This window comes from Salinicola rhizosphaerae, assembly GCF_014652715.1.
Lineage (GTDB): Bacteria > Pseudomonadota > Gammaproteobacteria > Pseudomonadales > Halomonadaceae > Salinicola > Salinicola rhizosphaerae.
In genome coordinates, this window is sequence record NZ_BMZI01000004.1 from 160770 (window position 1) to 179986 (window position 19217).

Below are 19217 nucleotides of genomic sequence, written 5' to 3' on the forward strand. Positions count from 1 at the left end.
TATCAGCGCCAGATGACAATAGGATGACAGTGGGCCCGAGCCGCCCACGCCACCAGTATAGCCGTGGCGTAAGGCGTCGCCGGATCACTCCGACGCCGGCTGGTCCTCGGCGCGGCGGCGATGGACGATACGCCCGAAGATGATGCCCACCTCGAACAATAGCCACATCGGCACGGCCAGCAGACTCTGCGAGATGATATCGGGCGGTGTCAGCAGCATGCCGATGATGAAACAGACCAGAATCACGTAAGGACGCTTCTTGGTGAGGCTCTTGACGTCGGTGATGCCGGTCCAGATCAGCAGGAAGGTGGCGATGGGGATCTCGAACGCGACGCCGAAGGCAAAGAACATCTTCAGCACGAAGTTGAGATAGGCGTTGATGTCCGTCATCACCGTGACGTCCTGCGGCCCGGTATGCACGAAGAAGCTGAACAGCAGCGGAAACACCACGTAATAGGCGAACGCGGCGCCGCAGTAGAACAGCAGGATGCTCGAGGCGAGCAGCGGGAAGGCAAGAGCCTTCTCGTGCTTGTAAAGGCCCGGCGCAATGAAGGCCCAGGCCTGATAGAGAATGAACGGGATGGCGGCGAAGATCGCCACCACCATGGTCAGCTTGAACGGTGCCAAAAACGGCGAGGTGACCTCGGTCGCGATCATCCGCGAACCCGGCGGCAGCAGCGCGACCAAGGGGTCCGCGACGAAGCGATAGATATCGTTGGAGAACGCGTAGAGCCCGGCGAAGATCACCACGACCACGATCACGGCCTTCATCAGCCGCGAACGTAACTCGATCAGGTGTTCGATCAATGGGGCCTGGGGCTGCTCGTCGTCCGGCGGGGGAGAGGACGCATCACTCATCGGGAAGCCGAATCCTTGTCCGCGGTGGAAGAGGTGTCAGCCGAAGAATCGGTGCCGTCGGTGGATGCGCTCGACGCCTCCGCCGGTGGCTTGCCGTTGGCGTCGCGCTGCGCGCTGGCGCTCGTCGAGCGAGACGAAGTGTCACCGCGAATGCCGCCCACGGTCTCCTCGACGTCACGCTTGGCGCGATCGACGCCTTCGTCCAGCTTCTTCTGCTGCTCGGCCAGCTTCTGACGCAGCTCTTCCGCCTCGAGCTGTGAGGTGATCTCCCGCTGCATGGTCGAGACGGTGCGCTTGATGCGTCCGACCCAAAGACCCGCCGTGCGCGCCGCTTTCGGCAGGCGCTCGGGCCCGAGCACCAGCAGACCGACGATGCCGATCAACAGGAGTTCGAAGAAACCGATATCGAACATGGCCGGTTACTTGCGCTCGGCCTTGTCGTCGGCGGTCTGCCGGTTCTCTCCGGTGTGGCTGTCGAAGTTGCTGTCCTGCGATGACGAGTCGGAGTGATCGATACGGCTCTGCGTCGCGCTCTCTTTCTTGTCGTCGTCCTCGTTGACGGCCTTCTTGAATCCTTTGATGGCGCCACCGAGATCGGTCCCGACGTTGCGCAGCTTCTTGGTACCGAAGATCAGAATGATGATGCCCAGTACGATCAACAACTGCCAGATACTGATACCACCCAGCATAAAAGACTCCTGTTAAATGTGGTCGAGACCTGGATTTACCGAGGCTCGGGCCAGAGGAAAGCGCCTAGGCGCGAGTTCGACGTGTCCTGCATGACGCGGCGTCCTTTACTCGGAGGGTCGTCGCGATGCCTTTTCCTCGAGTCCGGATACGCCGGCGCGGCGTCCCAGCTCGTCCAGGATGTCGCGATGATCCACATCGAGATGCGACAGCATCACCAGGCTGTGAAACCAGAGATCGGCCACTTCGCCGATCAGTGCCTGACGGCTGGATGCATCATCCGCCTTGAGGTCCTTGGCGGCAAGTATCGTTTCCGTGGCCTCTTCGCCGACCTTCTCGAGAATCTTGTTGAGCCCGCGATGATGGAGCTGGGCAACGTAAGAACTCTTGGGGTCCGCGGAGCGGCGAGCTTCCAGCACGTCCGCCAGCTGCTCGAGAGTATCACTCATGACATGACATTCCTGCGATTGTAACGCTTTCTTTACCCGTGCGAGTCGAAGGTGGCGATCGACCCGCGGTCATCCATCATACACTCAGCGCCATGCCAGCAGCAGCAAGCCGAGCCCGGCGGCTGCCAGCACGGGCCAGGGCTGCTGTTCGGCCCAGCCGAGCATCGGCTGCCACGCCAGTGCCAAGGCCAGCAGAATCGCGCCGAGACGATAGCGCCGTGCCCGCGGCGCGGCGCGTTGAAAGCGCTGCTGCAGGTTGGCCAGCGCGTCCGTCTGCTGTCGCGCGAGACGCCTCTGCTCTTCGCGATCGGCCAGCGCCTGGTGGGCCAGCACCGGCAGCTCGGGCAACTGATGGGCAAGCTCTGGGGCGTGCTTCTTCAAGGTGTTCCAGAAGCCCTGCGGGCCAGCCCGTTCGCGCATCCAGCGCTCCAGATAGGGCTTGGCGGTGCTCCAGAGATCCAGCTCCGGATAGAGCTGGCGACCGAGCCCTTCGATATTGAGCAGCGTCTTCTGCAGGAGCACCAGCTGTGGCTGCACCTCCATGTTGAAGCGCCGTGCGGTCTGGAAAAGCCCGAGCAGGACCTGACCGAAAGAGATGTCCTTCAGCGGCTTCTCCAGGATCGGTTCGCAGACGGCGCGGATGGCAGCGGCGAATTCGTTGGCGCGCGTGCCCTCGCCAACCCAGCCAGATTCGATATGCAATACCGCGACTTCATAGTAATCCTGGCGGAAGAACGCGAGCAGGTTGCGTGCCAGATAGTCCTGGTCTTCCCGCGTCAGGCTGCCGACGATGCCGCAGTCGATGGCGATGTAGCGGGGCTGGGTCGGGTTCTCGCGGGAGACGAAGATGTTGCCGGGGTGCATGTCGGCGTGGAAGAAGTTATCGCGGAAGACCTGCGTGAAGAAAATCTCCACGCCGCGCTCGGCAAGCTGCTTCAGATCGGTTCCCTGCGCTCGCAGCGCCTCGATATCGGCGACGGGGATGCCGTTGATGCGCTCCTGCACCATCACCTGGCGATAGGTGAGCGACCAGGTGATGCTCGGCACATAGAGCAGCGGCGAATTCTGGAAGTTGCGCTTGAGCTGCGAGGTATTGGCCGCTTCCTTGTTGAGATCGAGCTCGTCGAACAGCGTCGCTTCGTAATCCTGCACGACCTCCACCGGCCGCAGCCGGCGTGCTTCCGGCACGCGACGCATCATCCGGGCGAAGGTGTAGAGCAGGCCGATATCCTCGCGCATGGTGCGCTCGATGCCGGGGCGAATGATCTTGACCACCACCTGCTCGCCGCTGTGCAGCTCGGCGGCATGTACCTGAGCGATGGAAGCCGAGGCCATCGGCTCGGTCTCGAAGCTGGCAAACGCTTCCTCGACCGTCTTGCCAAGCTCCTTCTCGACCATGGCACGAGCGGTCTCGCCAGGGAATGGGGGGACCTGGTCCTGCAGGCGCTTCAGCTCGTCGGCGATGTCCGGCGGCAGCAGGTCGCGACGGGTCGACAGCATCTGGCCGAACTTGACGAATATCGGGCCCAGCGACTCGAGCGCCAGGCGTAGCCGTTCGCCGCGGGAGTAGCCTCGGGTCGGGATCAGGCGTACCGGCGCGAAACGCCACAGCCAGCGGATCGGTCCCGGCAGCCGATCGAGCGGTACCAGCGTATCGAGGCGGTAGCGGGAAATGGTCCAGGCGATGCGGAACAGACGAAAGCTCATCGAACGCTCTCCCGCTGCAGGCGGGCGATGCGCGCACCGAGACGGTCGACGCGCTGCTGGAGCTCGCTCGTCGCGTCACGCGCGACGCCGATCTGGTCGCGCCCGACGATCCAGCGACGCTCCTCGAACAGGTACTCGCGCAGATCCTGATGCCACTCGCGAGCGGTAAAACGGGTCTGACGGCCCAACTGCTCGATACCGCGGGCGAGGCCGTGCGCCGTGCCGCTACCGAGTCCGCTGGCCAGGGCGCCTTCCCAGTCGAGGTCGATGTCGGCGAACAGGGCCTGAATCGCCGGCAGTAGCGCGCTGTCACCGGTGACGGGAAGTTGGCCCGAGAACAGTAGTCGCTCCAGCGAGTCGCCGGCGACCAGGCGCTCGATGGCACGTCGGGTCACAGTGATGTCGAGATCGTCCGGCGCCTGCCACGGCTGCGCCCGCGACAGCGTCACGCCGTCGGCGTGAAAGCCGATGCGCAGCGTGATGGCGGGCGACTCCAGGCGTGTGCAGAGCGTCTTGCCATCGAGTGTCGCAAGGCGGGCAGGCGTTGCCGGATCGCGCCGGAGCAGCCGATTGAGGGTCTTCTCCAGCGCCACCAGTGCAATGGTCGGCAGGGTATGGGTCTGCTGCATGTCGACCGGCACCCTAGAGCTTGATGCCGCGGTGCAGCGCGACGATACCACCGGTCATGTTGGTGTATTCGACGCGCTCGAGCCCCGCATTGCGCATCATGCCCTTGAGCGTTTCCTGGTCCGGATGCATGCGGATCGACTCGGCGAGATAGCGATAGCTGTCCGCATCGTTGGCGACGAAGCGCCCGACCTGCGGCAGCACGCGGAATGAATACTCGTCATAGGCTTTCGAGAGCAGGCGGTTGACCGGTTTGGAGAACTCCAGCACCAGCAGACGACCGCCAGGCTTGAGTACCCGCGTCATCGAGCGCAGCGCCGCATCCTTGTCGGTGACGTTGCGCAGGCCGAAGGCGATGGTGATGCAGTGAAAGCTGTTGTCGGGGAACGGCAGGCTCTCGGCGTTGGCCTGCACATACTTGACGTTGTCGCCGACGCCGTGGTCGATCAGCTTGTCCCGGCCCACGCGCAGCATCGATTCGTTGATATCGGCCAGTACCACGCGGCCTTCCGGGCCGACCCGTTTGGCAAACTGGCGCGTCAGATCGCCGGTGCCGCCAGCGATGTCGAGGACGCGATGCCCGGTGCGGACGCCACTGCGCTCGAGCGTGAGATGCTTCCACACGCGATGGATGCCGAACGACATCAGATCGTTCATCACGTCATAGCGCGCGGCCACCGAGTGAAAGACGTCCGCCACGCGCGCGGCTTTCTCTTCGACTGCGACTTCCTCGTAACCGAAGTCGGTCGTGCGCTTGTCCATGTGCTTCTCCCTGAGCTGGCGGACAGATTCTCGCTGCCCCTGATGGCAAATGAGCGCCGGTGGGCAGTCCGCCGCGATTGTCGGCGGAACCTGACTGATACCGGGAAGACAGATCGAACTCATCCAGAGGCGAACGCCTCGATTTGGAAGGCATTGTAGCGTCTGGTGGCAGGGTTGTCTTTGCACGCCGACAGGTAGAAACAGGCTCGCGGGCTGGCTCGGGAGTCGTTTCAGACCTGATGAATCTGGATCGTGCCGGGGTCGCGTGACGCGCCAGCGCGTTCGAGCCGACGCAGGTAGTCGTCCCAGCGTTCGTGCTGGTGAGTCGCCAGGTCGAGCAGATATTCCCAGGTGAAGAGGCCGGTGTCGTGGCCATCGTCGAAGTGCAGCTTCAATGCGTAGCGGCCGGCTTGCGAGATGTTCAGCAGGCCGACGTGGCGCTTGCCGGTCTGCAGCACCGCCTCGTCAGGGTGATGACCCTGAACCTCGGCGGAAGGAGAGTAGACACGCAAAAGCTCGATCGGCAATCGATAGATCGAGCCGTCGGGATAGCCCAGCTCGAGCTCGCGAGCGCTCTTGTGGTAGTGCACGCGGTTGGGAATGGGGGCAGGCATGAAGGCACCTTCGGTGAGCTGTAAGCCTTGAGCTGTAAGCCGTAAGTTTGGCCAGTCATGAGTCGATGCAAGCGAAAGAGAAGAACGCCATGTTGGCGTTCTTCTCTTCCAGCCGCGAAGCGGCGGTCTTCCCGCTTAAAGCTTATCGCTTCTTGTCAAAGAATATACCGCGACAGGTCTTCGTCGACCGCAAGCTCGCCCAGGTGGGCATCGACGTAGGCGCCATCGATGACCAGCGGACTCTCGAAATCGCCGCCCTGATAGGAAGCTTCCTCGAGCAGACGCTCCATGACCGTATGCAGGCGGCGGGCGCCGATGTTTTCGGTACCGTCGTTGACCTGCCAGGCGATCTCGGCAATACGCGAGATGCCGTCTTCGGTGAACTGGACGTCGAGGCCTTCCGTGCCAAGCAGGGCTTGATACTGCTTGGTCAGCGCCGCGGACGGCTCCGTCAGGATGCGCTTGAAATCCTCCGGCGTCAGCGCCTGCAGCTCGACACGAATCGGCAGGCGGCCCTGCAGCTCCGGAATCAGATCCGACGGCTTGGACAGATGGAAGGCGCCTGAGGCGATGAACAGGATGTGATCGGTACGCACCATCCCGTGCTTGGTCGAGATGGTGGAGCCCTCGATCAGCGGCAGCAGATCGCGCTGCACGCCTTCACGCGAGACATCGCCACCGCTACCGGACTCGCCGCGCTTGGCGACCTTGTCGATCTCATCGAGGAAAACGATGCCGTTCTGCTCGACCGATTCCAGCGCGCGCTGCTTGATCTCCTCCTCGTTGACCAGCTTGGCGGCTTCCTCGTCCTGCAGCAGCTTCCAGGCTTCCTTGACCGTGACTCTACGGTTCTCGGTCTTCTGCTTGCCCATGTTGGCGAACAGGCTCTGCAGCTGGTTGGTCATCTCCTCCATGCCGGGTGGCGTCATGATGTCCACCCCCTGACTGGCCGGGGTGACCTCGATATCGATCTCCTTGTCATCGAGCTGGCCTTCGCGCAGTTTCTTGCGGAAGGTCTGCCGCGTCGCGGAGTCGTCACGGCCGCTGTCGTACTCGCTGCCCCGAGGACGCGGCAGCAGCGCGTCGAGAATACGATCCTCGGCGGCGTCCTGCGCCTTGTGGCGGACTTCTGTCTTGGCCTGTTCGCGCACCATCTTGATGGCCATTTCCATTAGATCGCGGACGATCGATTCGACATCACGCCCGACATAGCCCACCTCGGTGAACTTGGTCGCCTCGACCTTGAGGAACGGCGCTCCGGCCAGCTTGGCCAGACGGCGCGCGATCTCGGTCTTGCCGACGCCGGTCGGGCCGATCATCAAGATGTTCTTGGGCACGATTTCGCCGCGCATGTCGTCATCGAGACGCATGCGGCGCCAGCGATTGCGCAGAGCGATGGCGACGGCACGCTTGGCGTCGTGCTGACCGATGATGTACTGATCGAGCGAGTGCACGATCTCGCGCGGTGTCATCGCCGACTGGGTCAGCGCGGGCTGCGAGGACACGCTCTGCTGGGATTCACTCTGAGACATGATAGGGGCTCCCGTTACAGCTCTTCGAGCGTGATCTGATGGTTGGTGAAGACGCAGATGTCGGCGGCAATATCGAGTGACTTCTCGGTGATCTCGCGAGCGCTGAGCTCGGTGTTCTCGAGCAACGCGCGAGCCGATGCCTGGGCGTAGTGGCCACCGGAACCGATGGCGATGATGCCGCGCTCGGGTTCGACCACGTCACCGTTGCCGGTGATGATCAGCGAGGCCGTCTTGTCGGCGACCGCCAGCATCGCCTCGAGGCGGCGCAAAGCGCGGTCGGTACGCCACTCCTTGGCGAGCTCCACGGCGGCCTTGGTCAGATGGCCCTGATACTTCTCGAGCTGCGCCTCGAACCGCTCGAACAGGGTGAAGGCATCGGCGGTGCCACCCGCAAAACCGGCGAGAACCTGGCCGCGATAGAGACGGCGCACCTTGCTAGCGTTGCCTTTCATCACCGTATTGCCGAGCGAAACCTGACCGTCGCCGGCCAGTGCCACCTGATCGCCGCGACGCACGGACACGATAGTGGTCATGCAGAAAACTCCCTATGGCGCGCCATCGCCTGAAGACGCTGACGCAAGAAATCGTTGTCATCACCGGCGCGAGCGATAGCGCGCGACGTGATGCAGCATGTGTTGGGAGGTGCGGGCAGTCGGCGATGAAATCAAGCCGGCGCCAGGCGATGCGCGCCTGAGCCGTAGGCAGGAGGGCGCAACGCGGTCGATCGAAGAGACCGACCGTGATGAGGCAAGCATGAGTGCAGTGAGTGAAGAGTGAGCGAGTCGAGGCCGAGCGGCAGTGGCCGATCGAAAAGGACGCTAGTTCTGCAGGCGCAGCAGCAGGGGCTCGATGCCCTGGGTCACCATCAGGTCCTGGGCTCTGGAGAGCTCACGCTTGTCCTCGTACGGGCCGACCTGAACGCGGTGCCAGATCTGATCGCCGTTCGCTCTCACGTCGGTGATCTTGGCCAGCAAGCCGAAATCCTTGAGTCGGTTGGCCAGTTTCTCCGCGTCGTCGAGATCGCGGAAGGAGGCTGCCTGCAGCATGTAGCGGCCGCCGTCCGGCTCCGGCTGTTGGGTCTGATTGGCGGCGTCGTCGGCAGCGGCTTCCTGAGTCGCCTTGGCGGTGGGCTCGGGGGACTTGCTGTCGCTGTTGGGCGCGATCACCTCGGTCTCGGGCAACAGGGTGTAGAACTCGAACGTCGGCGTCGCCGGCTGCGCGGGCGCAGCGGCGCCGGCGCCGCTGTCAGGTGAGGGCTCGCTCTCGCTGGTCCCGCCGCTCGCCGTCTGACCCGGCGCGGGCTTGGGAACGACCGCCGCCACCGGCTCCGGTGCGCTGCTGTCGAGGTACTGCGACAGCGCAAAGCCCCCGATCAACCCCGCGATGGCCCAAAGCCAGCCGGGGATGCCCCCGGCACTGCCGCCGCGACTGGCGCTGCGCTGGCGGGATTTCGACGTGGCGCCCTTGGGCGAGCCACGCCCGGACGATGAGCGAGTGTTCTGAGCGGGACGGCGAGCCATCGTTTACATCTCCTCCGGGGCACTGACGCCAAGCAGCGTCAATCCATTGCCAATGACCTGGCGTGTCGCCAGACCCAGTGCCAGCCGCGCATTGCGCAGCTCGGCGTCGTCGACCATGACTTTCTGGGCGTTGTAACAGGTGTGGAAGTCGCTGGCGAGATCGGTCAGAAACTGTGCGATCTGATGCGGCTCGCGCGAGCGGGCAGCGCGCTCGACCGTGTCCGGATAGCGGGCCAATCGGTTCATCAGCGCCTTTTCCTGGTCGGTATCGAGACGTTCGAGGTTGGCCATGGCGATCGCATGATCGAACGCCCGAGCCTCGCTTTCCGCCTTGCGCAGGACGCTGCAAACCCGCGCGTGGGCGTACTGGATGTAGTAGACGGGATTCTCGTTCGTCTGCGAGCGCGCCAGGTCGATGTCGAAGGTCAGTTGCGAGTCGGCGCGCCGTGCGGCGAGGAAATAGCGCGTGGCATCGCGGCCGACTTCGTCGATCAGGTCGCGCAGCGTGACATAGCTGCCGGCACGCTTGGAGAGCTTGACCTCGACGCCCGAACGGGTCACCAGCACCATCTGGTGAAGCACGTAGTCCGGCCAGCCTTCGGGGATGCCCACGCCGAGTGCCTGCAGTCCGGCGCGCACGCGGGTGACCGTCGAGTGATGATCCGCGCCCTGCTCGTCGATGACGGTGGTGAAGCCGCGCTGCCACTTGTCGCGATGATAGGCGACGTCGGGGACGAAGTAGGTGTAGTCGCCATCCGACTTGCGCATGACGCGGTCCTTGTCGTCACCGAAATCGGTCGTGCGCAGCCATAGTGCGCCATCGGCCTCGTAAGTGTGGCCGTTGGCGATCAGCTGTTTGACGGTCTCCTCGACGCGGCCCTGCGCATAGAGCGAGGATTCGAGAAAATAGACGTCGAATTCGACGCCGAAGGCCTTGAGGTCGAGATCCTGTTCACGACGCAGATAGGCGACGGCAAAGTCGCGAATCGCGTCGACATCCTCGGGATCGGCTTTCGCGGTCACCTTGCGGTCGTCGGCAATGACGGTGTCGCCGGCGAGATAGGATTGCGCCACATCGATGATGTAGTCGCCGCGGTAGCCATCCTCCGGCCAGCTCTCGTCATCCGGGGTCAGGCCGTCGGCGCGGGCTTTGACCGAGCGCATCAGGTTGTTGATCTGGGCGCCGGCGTCGTTGTAGTAGAACTCGCGCGTGACGTCGAAGCCGGTCGCCTCGAGCAGGCGACAGAGGCAGTCACCGATGGCGGCGCCGCGGCCGTGACCCACGTGCAGCGGCCCGGTCGGGTTGGCGGAGACGAACTCGACCTGAACCTTCTCGCCCGCGCCGATCAGGCTGCGCCCGAAGGTATCGCCTTCGTCGAGGATTCGGCTGACGATGCCGGCAATGGCATCGGTGGCGGCAAAGAAGTTGATGAAGCCGGGGCCTGCGATCTCGGTGCGTCGGATGGCCTCGTTGGCGGGCAGAGCGGCGATGAGCCTGTCGGCCAGTTCGCGGGGCTTGCATCCGGCCGGCTTGGCCAGCATCAGCGCCAGGTTGCTGGCGTAATCGCCGTGGGCCTTGTCACGCGTCGGGTCGACCTTGATCGACGGGGCGACGTCCGCCGGGATCACGCCCTCGCTCTTGAGCGTGGCGACCGCGGCGTCGAGCAGTTGTGTGATCGTCTCTTTCATTGCCTGATTCGTGTTCGAGGGCCGTTGAGCCTGGGTTCGATAGCCGGTGGCGAGCGTGTCGCGTCGGAAGTGTCTGATGCCGCCGTGGCATGGCGTGCCCCGGCGCAAAAAAGGGCGATCATTATCGATGATTGCGGCGAGGCTTTAAACCCTGCCCCTTCGGGGAGCTGTAAGCCATAAGCTTTAAGAAAGGTCAAAAACGAAAAGCCAGGTCAATACCGTTTGTTTCGATGGAGACCGGACGTTGCATACTGGCTTACGGCTTACGGCTTACGGCTTACGGCTTACGGCTTACGGCTTACGGCTTACGGCTTACGGCTTACGGCTTACGGCTTACGGCTTACGGCTTACGGCTCGCGGCTTCAGCTCAGGGTCATCGGATCGATATCCAGCGACCAGCGCACTTTGCGGGTCGCGTTGCTCTCCAGCCAGCCGGCCAGCCAGGCGCTCGCTTCATGTAAGGCGCTGCGGCGCTCGCCGGAGAGCATCAGCTGAATGTGGTAACGATTCTGCCGACGCTCCATCGGTGCGGGCACCGGTCCGAGGCAGTGAACCGGAAGCTCGCGCTCGACGAGCCAGGCGCGCATGACCTCTCCGGCGGCTCCCGCGGCGTCGTTGGCATCACTTTCACTGGCCGCCTCGAAGCGCGCCAGCGCCAGGTGGCGAAAGGGCGGTAACGCCGCCAGCCGACGCTCTTCCAGCAGCTGGTAGGCGAGCGCGTCGTAGCCGCTGTCGGCGAGCAGGCGCAGGTTCGGGTCATCCGGGTGCAGTGTCTGCACCAGCACCCGGCCCGGACGTTCGGCGCGCCCGGCACGACCGGCGACCTGAATGAGCAGCTGGGCGCTCTGCTCGAGCGCGCGGAAATCGCTGGCGTAGAGACCGGCATCGGCATTGACCACGACGACCAGCGTGACATGCGGCAGATGGTGGCCCTTGGCCAGCATCTGGGTGCCGACCAGGAGACTTGGCGTGCCACGGCGGATGTCGGTCAGCAGGGCATCGAACGCCTCCTTGCGGCGGGTGCTGTCGCGGTCGATACGGTAGACCGGCGTGTCCGGGAATAGCGTGGAGAGCGTCTCCTCGGTGCGTTCGGTGCCGGCACCGAGCGGGCGCAGATCGGCACTGCCGCAGGCCGGGCAGGCATCCGGCTGCGGCGCCTGGTGTTCGCAGTGGTGACAGACCAGGCGCGGCGGGTGCCGATGCAGTGTCATGCGCGAATCGCAGTGGCGGCATTCGGCGATCCAGCCGCACTCGTGACAGCCGAGCGTCGGCGCGAAGCCTCGCCGGTTGATGAAGACCAGCACCTGTCCCTCGGCCGCCAGCGCCTGGCGAATCGCGTCGATGACCGGTGGGATCAGCCCGCCTTGGCGCAACCGCCCTCGGAGATCGACCAGTTCCAGTTTGGCGGGGGCGTGTCGGCTGGCCCGCTGGGTCAGCCGCAGATGGCGATAGCGGCCGCTGCGAGCCTGGGCGAGGCTCTCGAGCGAGGGCGTGGCACTGCCGAGCAGGATAGGGATCGATTCGTGATGCGCGCGGGCGATCGCGAGGTCGCGGGCGTGATAGCGCAATCCATCCTGCTGCTTGAACGAGCCGTCGTGCTCCTCGTCGACGATGATCACGCCCGGGCGTGCCAGCGGCGTGAAGATCGCCGAGCGCGTGCCGATGACGATCGGCGCGCGGCCGCTGCGTGCCGCCTCCCAGGCATCGAGGCGCTCGAGATCGGTGAGCCCGGAGTGCAGCGCCACGACCGGCACGCGGAAGCGCTTGCGAAACCGGGCCAGCGTCTGCGGCGTCAGCCCGATCTCCGGCACTAGCACCAGCGCCTGTCGACCATGACCGAGCACGCCCTCGATCAGTTGCAGGTAGACCTCGGTCTTGCCGCTGCCGGTCACTCCGTGCAGCAGGCAGGGGTGGAATCGATCCAGCCCTTCGTGCAGTGCAGCCAGGGCCGTCGACTGTTCGCGGTTGAGCGATAGCGAAGGTTCGGCGGTGAGCGGAGCCTGCCACGGTTCTCCGGCCGTCACCGGCTCTTCGGTGCGGGTGACGAGCTGTTTGTCGAGCAGCGCCTGCAGCTGCGCGCGGGTAAACCCCTGTGCGGTAATGGCCGAGGTGACCACGCCCTGACGGTGCTGAGCGACCAGGGCGATCAGCTCGCGTTGACGCGGTGCGCGCGCGAGCCTCGACTGTGCACTGTCGAGTGTGGTGGCCAGCTCCCAGCGCTCGCGGGTTCGGGCTTCCAGTGGACGCCCTTGGCGCAGCGGCCCGGGCAGCGCGTGGTGCAGAGTGTCGCCAAGCGAATGCTGATAGTAGCGAGCAGTAAAGCGGCAGAGCCATTGCCAGTCTTCCGGCAGCGGCGCATCGTCGAGGTGGGCAGCGATCGGCTTGAGCTGATCGAGCGGCCAATCGCTTTCGTCGCTCGCGCCGACCACGATACCGACGAGCTGACGCCTACCGAACGGCACCTTGACCCTGAGCCCGGGCTGCCAGCCCTGCGCCGGGGCCGGTCCGACCGGGCGGTAATCGAACAGGCGCCGCAGAGGCGTGGGGATGGCCACGTGGAGCACGCGAGGGTTCGCTGACGCGCCGTCGCGCGCGGCGTCGCCCTGGGAATCGACCAATTGGCCTCCGTAATCCGATCTGCTAGAATGTTGCGCCTTCCGACGTGAGGTGCGTCTTTTGTCCGTGGCAGCGAGCGACATTGTCGACGCTGGTGCTACGGGATTCCAGGCGTACCCGGTCCCGCGGGAGTCTAACGCTATTCCCTAACCGTGTACGGTGCCTGGCAATCGATCAGGTGGCGGTGCACCCAAAGCGAGGCTTCACGATGAAACAGGCTATCCATCCCGAATACAAGACCGTCACCGCGACCTGCTCCTGTGGCGCGACGCACAGTGTCGGTACCACTGCCAGCGAAGACTTCCATGTCGACGTCTGCTCGCAGTGCCATCCGTTCTACACCGGCAAGCAGAAGCAGGCTTCCACCGGTGGCCGCGTCGAGCGCTTCAACAAGCGTTTCGGTGCCGCCGTGCGCCGCGGCTGACAGTCGCTGGACGATCGATAGAGCCCGCCGCCAGGCGGGCTTTTTTGTGCGTGCGTTTCTGGCCCCGGCTCTCTCATGGGGGTTGGCCTGTCTTGCAGGGCGCACGGGGCGGGGCGCATGGGACTGGGTTCATGGGGCAGGGCGTTGCGGGTATCGCCGCCCGTGTCCTCTTGCGCTGGATCGATGGCATCTGACCGATCGCTGTCTCATCGATGGCGAATCCGCGTCGAGCCGTGACGCGTGCTGCCTGGAACGGGGCAGCTTCTGACAGAAGTGGGCCTGTCTTTACCGGGAATGAAGGCTGTCGTCGTGACGGCACAGGCCTGTGTCGGGGCGAATGATGCGCGGGAAAAAAGGGTAAAGGGTACATTTAAAAATTTAAAAAAATGCCGAAATGCCGTGTGTAACGCCGCCATCGTTGCAGCGATAAGGTTGGCGTTATAGCTGGCTCAGCGAAGTATAAGTTTCGGTAAATGGTAGCTAAATGATTCAAACGCGCGATTAAAATTCACCAATAGTGTTCATTGGCGTGATGATTGTGTGGGCGTTGTTTTTTCTATAGTCTGGCTCGACTTTCGCTAAATGAATCTGGATAACCTCTCATGAGTGACGAAAAACGCCAGGCGGCACTGGATTATCACGCCAAACCGATTCCGGGGAAATTGTCGGTCGAAGTGACCAAGCCGACGCAGACGGCCAAGCACCTGGCGATGGCCTACAGCCCCGGCGTTGCCGAGCCGTGTCGCGAAATTGCCAAGGACCCGGAAAATGCCTATCGCTACACCGGCAAGGGCAATCTGGTGGCCGTGGTCTCCGACGGTAGCGCGATTCTGGGACTCGGTAATCTCGGGCCGCTGGCGAGCAAGCCGGTCATGGAGGGCAAGGGCGTGCTGTTCAAGCGCTTTGCCGGTATCAATGCCGTCGACGTGGAAGTCGAGGCAGACTCGCCGCAGGCATTCATCGATACCGTGGCTAACATCGCCAACACCTGGGGCGGCATCAATCTCGAGGATATCAAGGCGCCGGAGTGTTTCGAGATCGAGGCGGCGCTAAAGTCTCGCTGCAGTATTCCCGTCTTCCATGACGATCAGCACGGCACGGCAATCGTGACCGCGGCCGGCCTGCTTAATGCCCTCGATATTGCGGGCAAGACGCTGGACGCCGCGCGCATCGTTTGTCTCGGAGCCGGCTCGGCGGCGATCGCTTGCATGAAGCTCCTGATCGAGTGCGGTGCCAAGGCGGAAAACATCTTCATGCTCGACCGTAAAGGCGTGATTCATAGCGGTCGCGACGATCTCAACGAATACAAGGCACAGTTCGCCACCGAGACCGAGCTGCGCACGCTGGACGACGCCATCGATGGTGCCGACGTGTTCGTGGGCCTCTCCGGGCCGGATCTGCTCAAGCCGGAACAGCTCAAGAAGATGGCGAGCGATCCGGTGGTCTTCGCCTGCTCCAATCCGGATCCGGAGATTCATCCGGATCTCGCGCGCGAGACGCGCAGCGACGTGATCATGGGTACCGGTCGCTCCGACTACCCCAATCAGGTCAACAACGTGCTCGGCTTTCCGTTCATCTTCCGCGGCGCGCTGGACGTTCGCGCTTCGGCGATCAACGAAGCGATGAAGATCGCGGCCGTGCATGCGCTCAAGGATATCGCCCGCGAGCCGGTGACGCAGGAGGTGCTCGAGGCCTACGAACTCGACTCTCTCGAATTCGGACGTGGCTACATCATTCCGACGCCGGTCGACTCCCGTCTGCTGGAGAAGATTCCCGCAGCCGTGGCGCAGGCTGCCGTCGATTCCGGCGTCGCCACTCGCCCCTATCCGGCGCACTATCCGCTGAAGAGTGTGAAAGACATCTACGGCTGAGCCGCCTCACCGCCTGTGCGAAGAAGCCGCCCAATTCGGGCGGCTTCTTCGTTTTTCCACCTGCAGGCGGCCTCTCCGCATCGTTGCCGCTCGTGGCTCGTGGCCGTCGTCACCAGCTGTAGAGCAGAGACACCGATGTCGTGGTGTCGGTGCGGGCATCGGTCTCGGGCGGTGGATGGGTGTTGCTCTTGATGTCGTAGGAGACCCGCATGGCGAGGTGCGAATTGAACTGTGACGTGATCGAGGAGAGCGAGCGTGTCGTGACGTTGATATGCGTCGCTTCCGCGGAGAGCTCCTGGTCGAACGAGATGTCATCGCTGATGTTGAACGTATAGTCCAGCGCAGTGTAGCCCAGCGGCAGGTCGTCGCTGCCGCCGGCGGCGTACTCGTCGTGGCGGTAGCCCGGGCCGACCTCGGCGGAAAGAACGTGAGTCGGGCCGGTGAGCAGCTGGCGGCCGTAGCCGCCGATGGTGGTGAACTGCCAGTCGTAGCCGCTGAAGCGGTCCCGCTCCCAGCGGCCGAAGCCGAACAGGTAGTTGTCGTCCGCCAGCTCGTAGCGCTCGCGGGCGGCGGCCAGATACTGCTCCGAGGTGGTCGAATCGTTGTCCTGCACGCTGCGCGTTTCGGCACGGAAGGTGTGCGTGAAACGCCCGGTCAGCCAGGTCAGGCGCCCCTTGGCCAGCAGCGTCTGCGTGTTGGTGTTGCCGGTCAGGCGTGTGTAGCCGAGTTCCGCGCTGCCGCTGAAGTTGGGCGCATTCTCCTCTGGCGCGGGCGGCGCGTAGAACAGGTCGGCAAACGTCGGCGTCGTCAGTAGGCAGGTGGCGAGCAGCCACCAACGGTAACGGAGCAGGGGCATCACATCTCTCTCAGCGTTGCTACGACGTCCTGATGCTGGCGCGCGGGAATGGAAGTCGACGATAAAATATCGGGGCCCTGAGGCCCCGAACAACTTACCAGAACTTTGACGATCAGAAGATAGCCTCGTAGGTACCGGTTCCCTGCGAGCCGCTTTCATCCTCGACTTCGGGCTGAACGCCGCGCGGCTGATAGTCCGGCACGTTCTGCTTGCGGAATATTTCGCTGATGCCGCCGGGCTGATCGTCATGCAAGCGTTTACCGGTATCAGGGTCGATCCGAACCTGCACGATGTTTTCAGGTGCCTCGGGGATCACTTCCGGCGTGCCTTTCAGCGCGGGGCCCATGAACGCTTTCCAGATCGGTAACGCCGCCTGGGCGCCGTACTCGGCAGTCGTCGAGTTGTCATCCTTGCCGACCCACACCGTCGTGACCAGCGAATTGTTGAAGCCGGAGAACCAGGCATCACGCTGGTCGTTGGTGGTGCCGGTCTTGCCGACGATATCGCTACGATTGAGCGACAGGGCTGCGCGGCCGGTACCGTGCTCGATCACGTCGCGCAGAATGCTGCGCAGGATATAGAGTGCGTCCGGATCGACGACGCGAGGCGCGATGCGGCGAGGCTCGCCGTCGACCTCGGTCTGCGTGGCGTCCGGGGCGCAGTCGCGACACGCCACCAGCGGGTTGGCTTCCTCGACGACGGTATTCTCGCTGCCCTGGGTAACCTTCTCGATGTACCAGGGGGCGACCTGGAAGCCACCGTTGGCGAGGACTGCGTAGGCGTTGGCGATCTCCAGCGGCGTCAGCGAGGCGCTGCCCAGCGCCAGCGACAGACCGTGGGGCAGACGATCGCGTGAGAAGCCGAAGCGCTCGAGGAAGTTGAGTGCATTATCGAGCCCCAGCGACTGCAGTACGCGGATGGTGACCAGGTTGCGTGACGTATAAAGGCCAACGCGCAGGCGCGTCGGTCCCTGGAAGCGGCGCTCGGCGTTTTCCGGGCGCCAGTCGTCGCCGGAGACCTGGGACATCACGACGGGTGCGTCGTTGATGATGGTTGCGGCGGTCATGCCGCCTTCCTGCAGCGCGGCCAGGTAGACGAACGGCTTGAAGTTGGAGCCGACCTGACGCTGGGCCTGGATGGCACGGTTGAACTTGCTCGCGGCGAAGCTGAACCCGCCTTGCAGCGCCTCGATGGCCCCGGTGTTCGGATCGAGAACCACGATGGCGCCTTCCGCGCCGGGGCGCTGCGACAGTCGCCAGTGATCGCCGGACTTGAGAATGCGAACCAGGTCGCCGCGGCTGGCGATCGCGGCCGCGTTCGCCGGCACGTCGCCGCGCCACTTGGCACTGTGATAGACGCGCGCCCACTTCAGACCATCCCAGTCGAGGGTCACGACCTTGCCGTCGGCGTCGAGAACGCGCATCTGCTGGCCATCTGTCGAGACCACGATGGCCGGCTTGAGCGGTCCGTAGTCCGGCGTCCGTTCCAGTACCTTCAGCCAGTTGCTGACGTCGCCGTCGATCCCTTCAATCGACGCCTGGCTACTCTGGGCCGCCTGACGCGCCGTCTGCATGACTTCCGGCGACTCCGACAGCTCCTCTTCGAGGCCTTGGCGTTCGGTGCGATCCTGAGCCTCGACCAGGCTCGGCGGCACGTCCTTCTGCTCCGGACCGCGCCAGCCATGGCGCGTGTCGTAGTCGATCAGACCCTGGACCAGGGCGTCGCGAGCCTCGGTCTGATAGCGGCTGTCGAGGGTCGTGGTAATGCGGATGTTGTCCGTATAGGCCTTGTCGCCGAAGCGCTCGACGGCGTAGCTGCGCGCCATTTCGGCCACGTAGGGCGCGTCGACCTCCGCTTGAGCCACGTGTCGGCTGGCCGTGATGGGAGCCTTGACCGCCGCTTCGTAAGCCGTCTGATCGATCGAGCCGAGCTGGCGCATGCGATAGAGAATCCAGTTGCGGCGAATCAGCGCGCGCTCGGGATTGGTGAGCGGGTTGAAGGTGGAAGGTGCCTTCGGCAGGCCGGCGATCATCGCGTACTGCGGCAGAGTGAGATCGACCAGCGGCTTGCCGTAGTAGGTGTTCGCCGCCGCGGCTACGCCGTAGGAGCGGTGGCCGAGATAGATCTTGTTGACGTAGAGCTCGAGGATATCCTGCTTGCTCATGATCTGCTCCATCTGGAGCGCGAGCAGGATTTCGCGAATCTTGCGCGTGAAGGTCTGGTCGAGCGTCAGCAGGTAGTTGCGCGCTACCTGCATGGTGATGGTGCTGCCGCCGGACTGGATGTCACCCGACGAGGCGAGTTCCACCGCCGCGCGCAGCAGCCCCTTCGGGTCGACTCCGGGGTGGTTGTAGAAATTGGCATCCTCGGCGGCGAGCAGGGCGTTGACCAGCGGCTTGGGAATCTCGTCGAAGCTGATCGGCATGCGCCGTTCCTCGCCGTACTCGCCGATCAGCTTGCCGTCGTCGGTATAGACCCGGAGCGGCGTCTGCAGCTCGTAGTTCTGCAGCTGATGCACGTCTGGCAGGCCCGGCGCGAAGTAGAGCGCGGCACCGACGACCGCCAGAACGATGCCGCTGCCGAGCGACAGCAGCAGCCAGAAGGCGGTAGTCAGCAGGCGTATAAAAAGCTTCATGATAAAGGCGTGGTCCTTGACTGATGGCGGAGCAACCGCAGGCGAGTCCGCGTTCCGTGGGGACCGCTGCCGCGATATCCGGGCGAGCGACGGGCTGGCTCGTTGTCGCGAGTGATGCGGGCCCAGATGATAGCTGTTTCTCTGCAAGGGAGGCCCGGCGCCGCGGTCGGTCGGCCGAGCGATCCCGCAATAGGGTCGTTCGCCTTACGTTGTCCGGCGCAGGTCGCCGGCTGTCGTAAGTGACTCGCCGCATTATATTGACGCGATGGCGCGTGGACCAGTTTCGCCTCGGTCTCTTCCTGCAAGCACGGCGGAATAAGTGTAACAAAATGTCTCAAGTCTGCCTCGGGGCCGCCGTTAATTCCGGTTA

The 19217-nt window shown here is 63.9% G+C and carries 17 protein-coding genes; 2 read left to right on the forward strand and 15 right to left on the reverse strand.

Annotated features, from left to right (window positions below):
- Positions 1–84 precede the first annotated feature (84 nt).
- The 13 genes from tatC to IE125_RS09550 form a co-directional block, all read right to left on the reverse strand.
- Positions 85–858 (reverse strand): twin-arginine translocase subunit TatC, encoded by a 774-nt coding sequence (gene tatC, locus IE125_RS09490; protein WP_189444430.1) that lies wholly within the window; start codon positions 856–858, stop codon positions 85–87.
- The gene (gene tatB, locus IE125_RS09495) at positions 855–1271 is read right to left on the reverse strand and encodes a Sec-independent protein translocase protein TatB (protein ID WP_189444431.1); all 417 of its coding nucleotides are present in this window, start codon (positions 1269–1271) and stop codon (positions 855–857) included. Before tatB ends, tatC begins: the two co-directional genes overlap by 4 nt.
- A gap of 6 nt (positions 1272–1277) precedes the next feature.
- The gene (gene tatA, locus IE125_RS09500; protein ID WP_189444432.1) at positions 1278–1547 is read right to left on the reverse strand and encodes a Sec-independent protein translocase subunit TatA; all 270 of its coding nucleotides are present in this window, start codon (positions 1545–1547) and stop codon (positions 1278–1280) included.
- 105 nt (positions 1548–1652) lie between these two features.
- Positions 1653–1994 (reverse strand): phosphoribosyl-ATP diphosphatase, encoded by a 342-nt coding sequence (locus IE125_RS09505; RefSeq protein WP_189444433.1) that lies wholly within the window; start codon positions 1992–1994, stop codon positions 1653–1655.
- 84 nt (positions 1995–2078) lie between these two features.
- A complete protein-coding gene (ubiB, locus tag IE125_RS09510; RefSeq protein WP_189444434.1) occupies positions 2079–3701 on the reverse strand; it encodes a ubiquinone biosynthesis regulatory protein kinase UbiB in 1623 nt (540 codons plus the stop codon).
- Positions 3698–4330: a ubiquinone biosynthesis accessory factor UbiJ gene (locus IE125_RS09515; protein WP_189444435.1), complete on the reverse strand. Its 633-nt coding sequence runs from the start codon at positions 4328–4330 to the stop codon at positions 3698–3700. The genes ubiB and IE125_RS09515 overlap by 4 nt, the downstream gene beginning before the upstream one ends.
- Positions 4331–4343: 13 nt before the next feature.
- Positions 4344–5090, reverse strand: a complete 747-nt coding sequence (gene ubiE, locus IE125_RS09520) for a bifunctional demethylmenaquinone methyltransferase/2-methoxy-6-polyprenyl-1,4-benzoquinol methylase UbiE (RefSeq protein ID WP_189444436.1) — start codon at positions 5088–5090, stop codon at positions 4344–4346.
- Positions 5091–5320: 230 nt separating this feature from the next.
- Positions 5321–5704, reverse strand: a complete 384-nt coding sequence (locus IE125_RS09525; RefSeq protein WP_189444437.1) for a gamma-butyrobetaine hydroxylase family protein — start codon at positions 5702–5704, stop codon at positions 5321–5323.
- A 155-nt stretch (positions 5705–5859) separates the two neighbouring features.
- Positions 5860–7236, reverse strand: coding sequence for an ATP-dependent protease ATPase subunit HslU (hslU, locus tag IE125_RS09530; RefSeq protein ID WP_308430132.1), 1377 nt, complete (start codon positions 7234–7236; stop codon positions 5860–5862).
- 14 nt (positions 7237–7250) lie between these two features.
- The gene (gene hslV, locus IE125_RS09535) at positions 7251–7769 is read right to left on the reverse strand and encodes an ATP-dependent protease subunit HslV (RefSeq protein WP_189444438.1); all 519 of its coding nucleotides are present in this window, start codon (positions 7767–7769) and stop codon (positions 7251–7253) included.
- A 285-nt stretch (positions 7770–8054) separates the two neighbouring features.
- Complete coding sequence (locus IE125_RS09540) at positions 8055–8756, reverse strand: SPOR domain-containing protein (RefSeq protein ID WP_189444439.1); 702 nt, start codon at positions 8754–8756, stop codon at positions 8055–8057.
- 3 nt (positions 8757–8759) lie between these two features.
- Positions 8760–10445 (reverse strand): arginine--tRNA ligase, encoded by a 1686-nt coding sequence (argS, locus tag IE125_RS09545; RefSeq protein ID WP_189444440.1) that lies wholly within the window; start codon positions 10443–10445, stop codon positions 8760–8762.
- Between the two features lie 362 nt (positions 10446–10807).
- Positions 10808–13144, reverse strand: a complete 2337-nt coding sequence (locus IE125_RS09550) for a primosomal protein N' (protein WP_189444441.1) — start codon at positions 13142–13144, stop codon at positions 10808–10810.
- 125 nt (positions 13145–13269) lie between these two features.
- Between IE125_RS09550 and rpmE the strand changes: the two genes are divergently transcribed.
- Positions 13270–13485, forward strand: a complete 216-nt coding sequence (gene rpmE / locus IE125_RS09555) for a 50S ribosomal protein L31 (protein ID WP_189444442.1) — start codon at positions 13270–13272, stop codon at positions 13483–13485.
- Positions 13486–14087: 602 nt separating this feature from the next.
- On the forward strand, positions 14088–15356 hold the full coding sequence (locus tag IE125_RS09560; RefSeq protein WP_189444443.1) for a malic enzyme-like NAD(P)-binding protein: 1269 nt from the start codon (positions 14088–14090) through the stop codon (positions 15354–15356).
- A 109-nt stretch (positions 15357–15465) separates the two neighbouring features.
- Here IE125_RS09560 and IE125_RS09565 read toward each other — a convergent pair whose 3' ends face one another.
- Together IE125_RS09565 and IE125_RS09570 are read right to left on the reverse strand one after the other, a co-directional pair.
- Positions 15466–16212 carry a DUF481 domain-containing protein gene (locus IE125_RS09565; protein WP_189444444.1) on the reverse strand — a complete coding sequence of 249 codons (747 nt, stop codon included), beginning with the start codon at positions 16210–16212 and terminating at the stop codon, positions 15466–15468.
- 112 nt (positions 16213–16324) lie between these two features.
- A complete protein-coding gene (locus IE125_RS09570; protein ID WP_189444445.1) occupies positions 16325–18847 on the reverse strand; it encodes a penicillin-binding protein 1A in 2523 nt (840 codons plus the stop codon).
- Positions 18848–19217 lie beyond the last annotated feature (370 nt).

Bases quoted from the DNA above. Each gene is read 5' to 3' on its own strand.
- tatC (WP_189444430.1), bottom strand. From the start codon at position 858: ATGAGTGATGCGTCCTCTCCCCCGCCGGACGACGAGCAGCCCCAGGCC.
- tatB (WP_189444431.1), bottom strand. From the start codon at position 1,271: ATGTTCGATATCGGTTTCTTCGAACTCCTGTTGATCGGCATCGTCGGT.
- tatA (WP_189444432.1), bottom strand. From the start codon at position 1,547: ATGCTGGGTGGTATCAGTATCTGGCAGTTGTTGATCGTACTGGGCATC.
- IE125_RS09505 (WP_189444433.1), bottom strand. From the start codon at position 1,994: ATGAGTGATACTCTCGAGCAGCTGGCGGACGTGCTGGAAGCTCGCCGC.
- ubiB (WP_189444434.1), bottom strand. From the start codon at position 3,701: ATGAGCTTTCGTCTGTTCCGCATCGCCTGGACCATTTCCCGCTACCGC.
- IE125_RS09515 (WP_189444435.1), bottom strand. From the start codon at position 4,330: ATGCAGCAGACCCATACCCTGCCGACCATTGCACTGGTGGCGCTGGAG.
- ubiE (WP_189444436.1), bottom strand. From the start codon at position 5,090: ATGGACAAGCGCACGACCGACTTCGGTTACGAGGAAGTCGCAGTCGAA.
- IE125_RS09525 (WP_189444437.1), bottom strand. From the start codon at position 5,704: ATGCCTGCCCCCATTCCCAACCGCGTGCACTACCACAAGAGCGCTCGC.
- hslU (WP_308430132.1), bottom strand. From the start codon at position 7,236: ATGTCTCAGAGTGAATCCCAGCAGAGCGTGTCCTCGCAGCCCGCGCTG.
- hslV (WP_189444438.1), bottom strand. From the start codon at position 7,769: ATGACCACTATCGTGTCCGTGCGTCGCGGCGATCAGGTGGCACTGGCC.
- IE125_RS09540 (WP_189444439.1), bottom strand. From the start codon at position 8,756: ATGGCTCGCCGTCCCGCTCAGAACACTCGCTCATCGTCCGGGCGTGGC.
- argS (WP_189444440.1), bottom strand. From the start codon at position 10,445: ATGAAAGAGACGATCACACAACTGCTCGACGCCGCGGTCGCCACGCTC.
- IE125_RS09550 (WP_189444441.1), bottom strand. From the start codon at position 13,144: ATGTCGCTCGCTGCCACGGACAAAAGACGCACCTCACGTCGGAAGGCG.
- rpmE (WP_189444442.1), top strand. From the start codon at position 13,270: ATGAAACAGGCTATCCATCCCGAATACAAGACCGTCACCGCGACCTGC.
- IE125_RS09560 (WP_189444443.1), top strand. From the start codon at position 14,088: ATGAGTGACGAAAAACGCCAGGCGGCACTGGATTATCACGCCAAACCG.
- IE125_RS09565 (WP_189444444.1), bottom strand. From the start codon at position 16,212: ATGCCCCTGCTCCGTTACCGTTGGTGGCTGCTCGCCACCTGCCTACTG.
- IE125_RS09570 (WP_189444445.1), bottom strand. From the start codon at position 18,847: ATGAAGCTTTTTATACGCCTGCTGACTACCGCCTTCTGGCTGCTGCTG.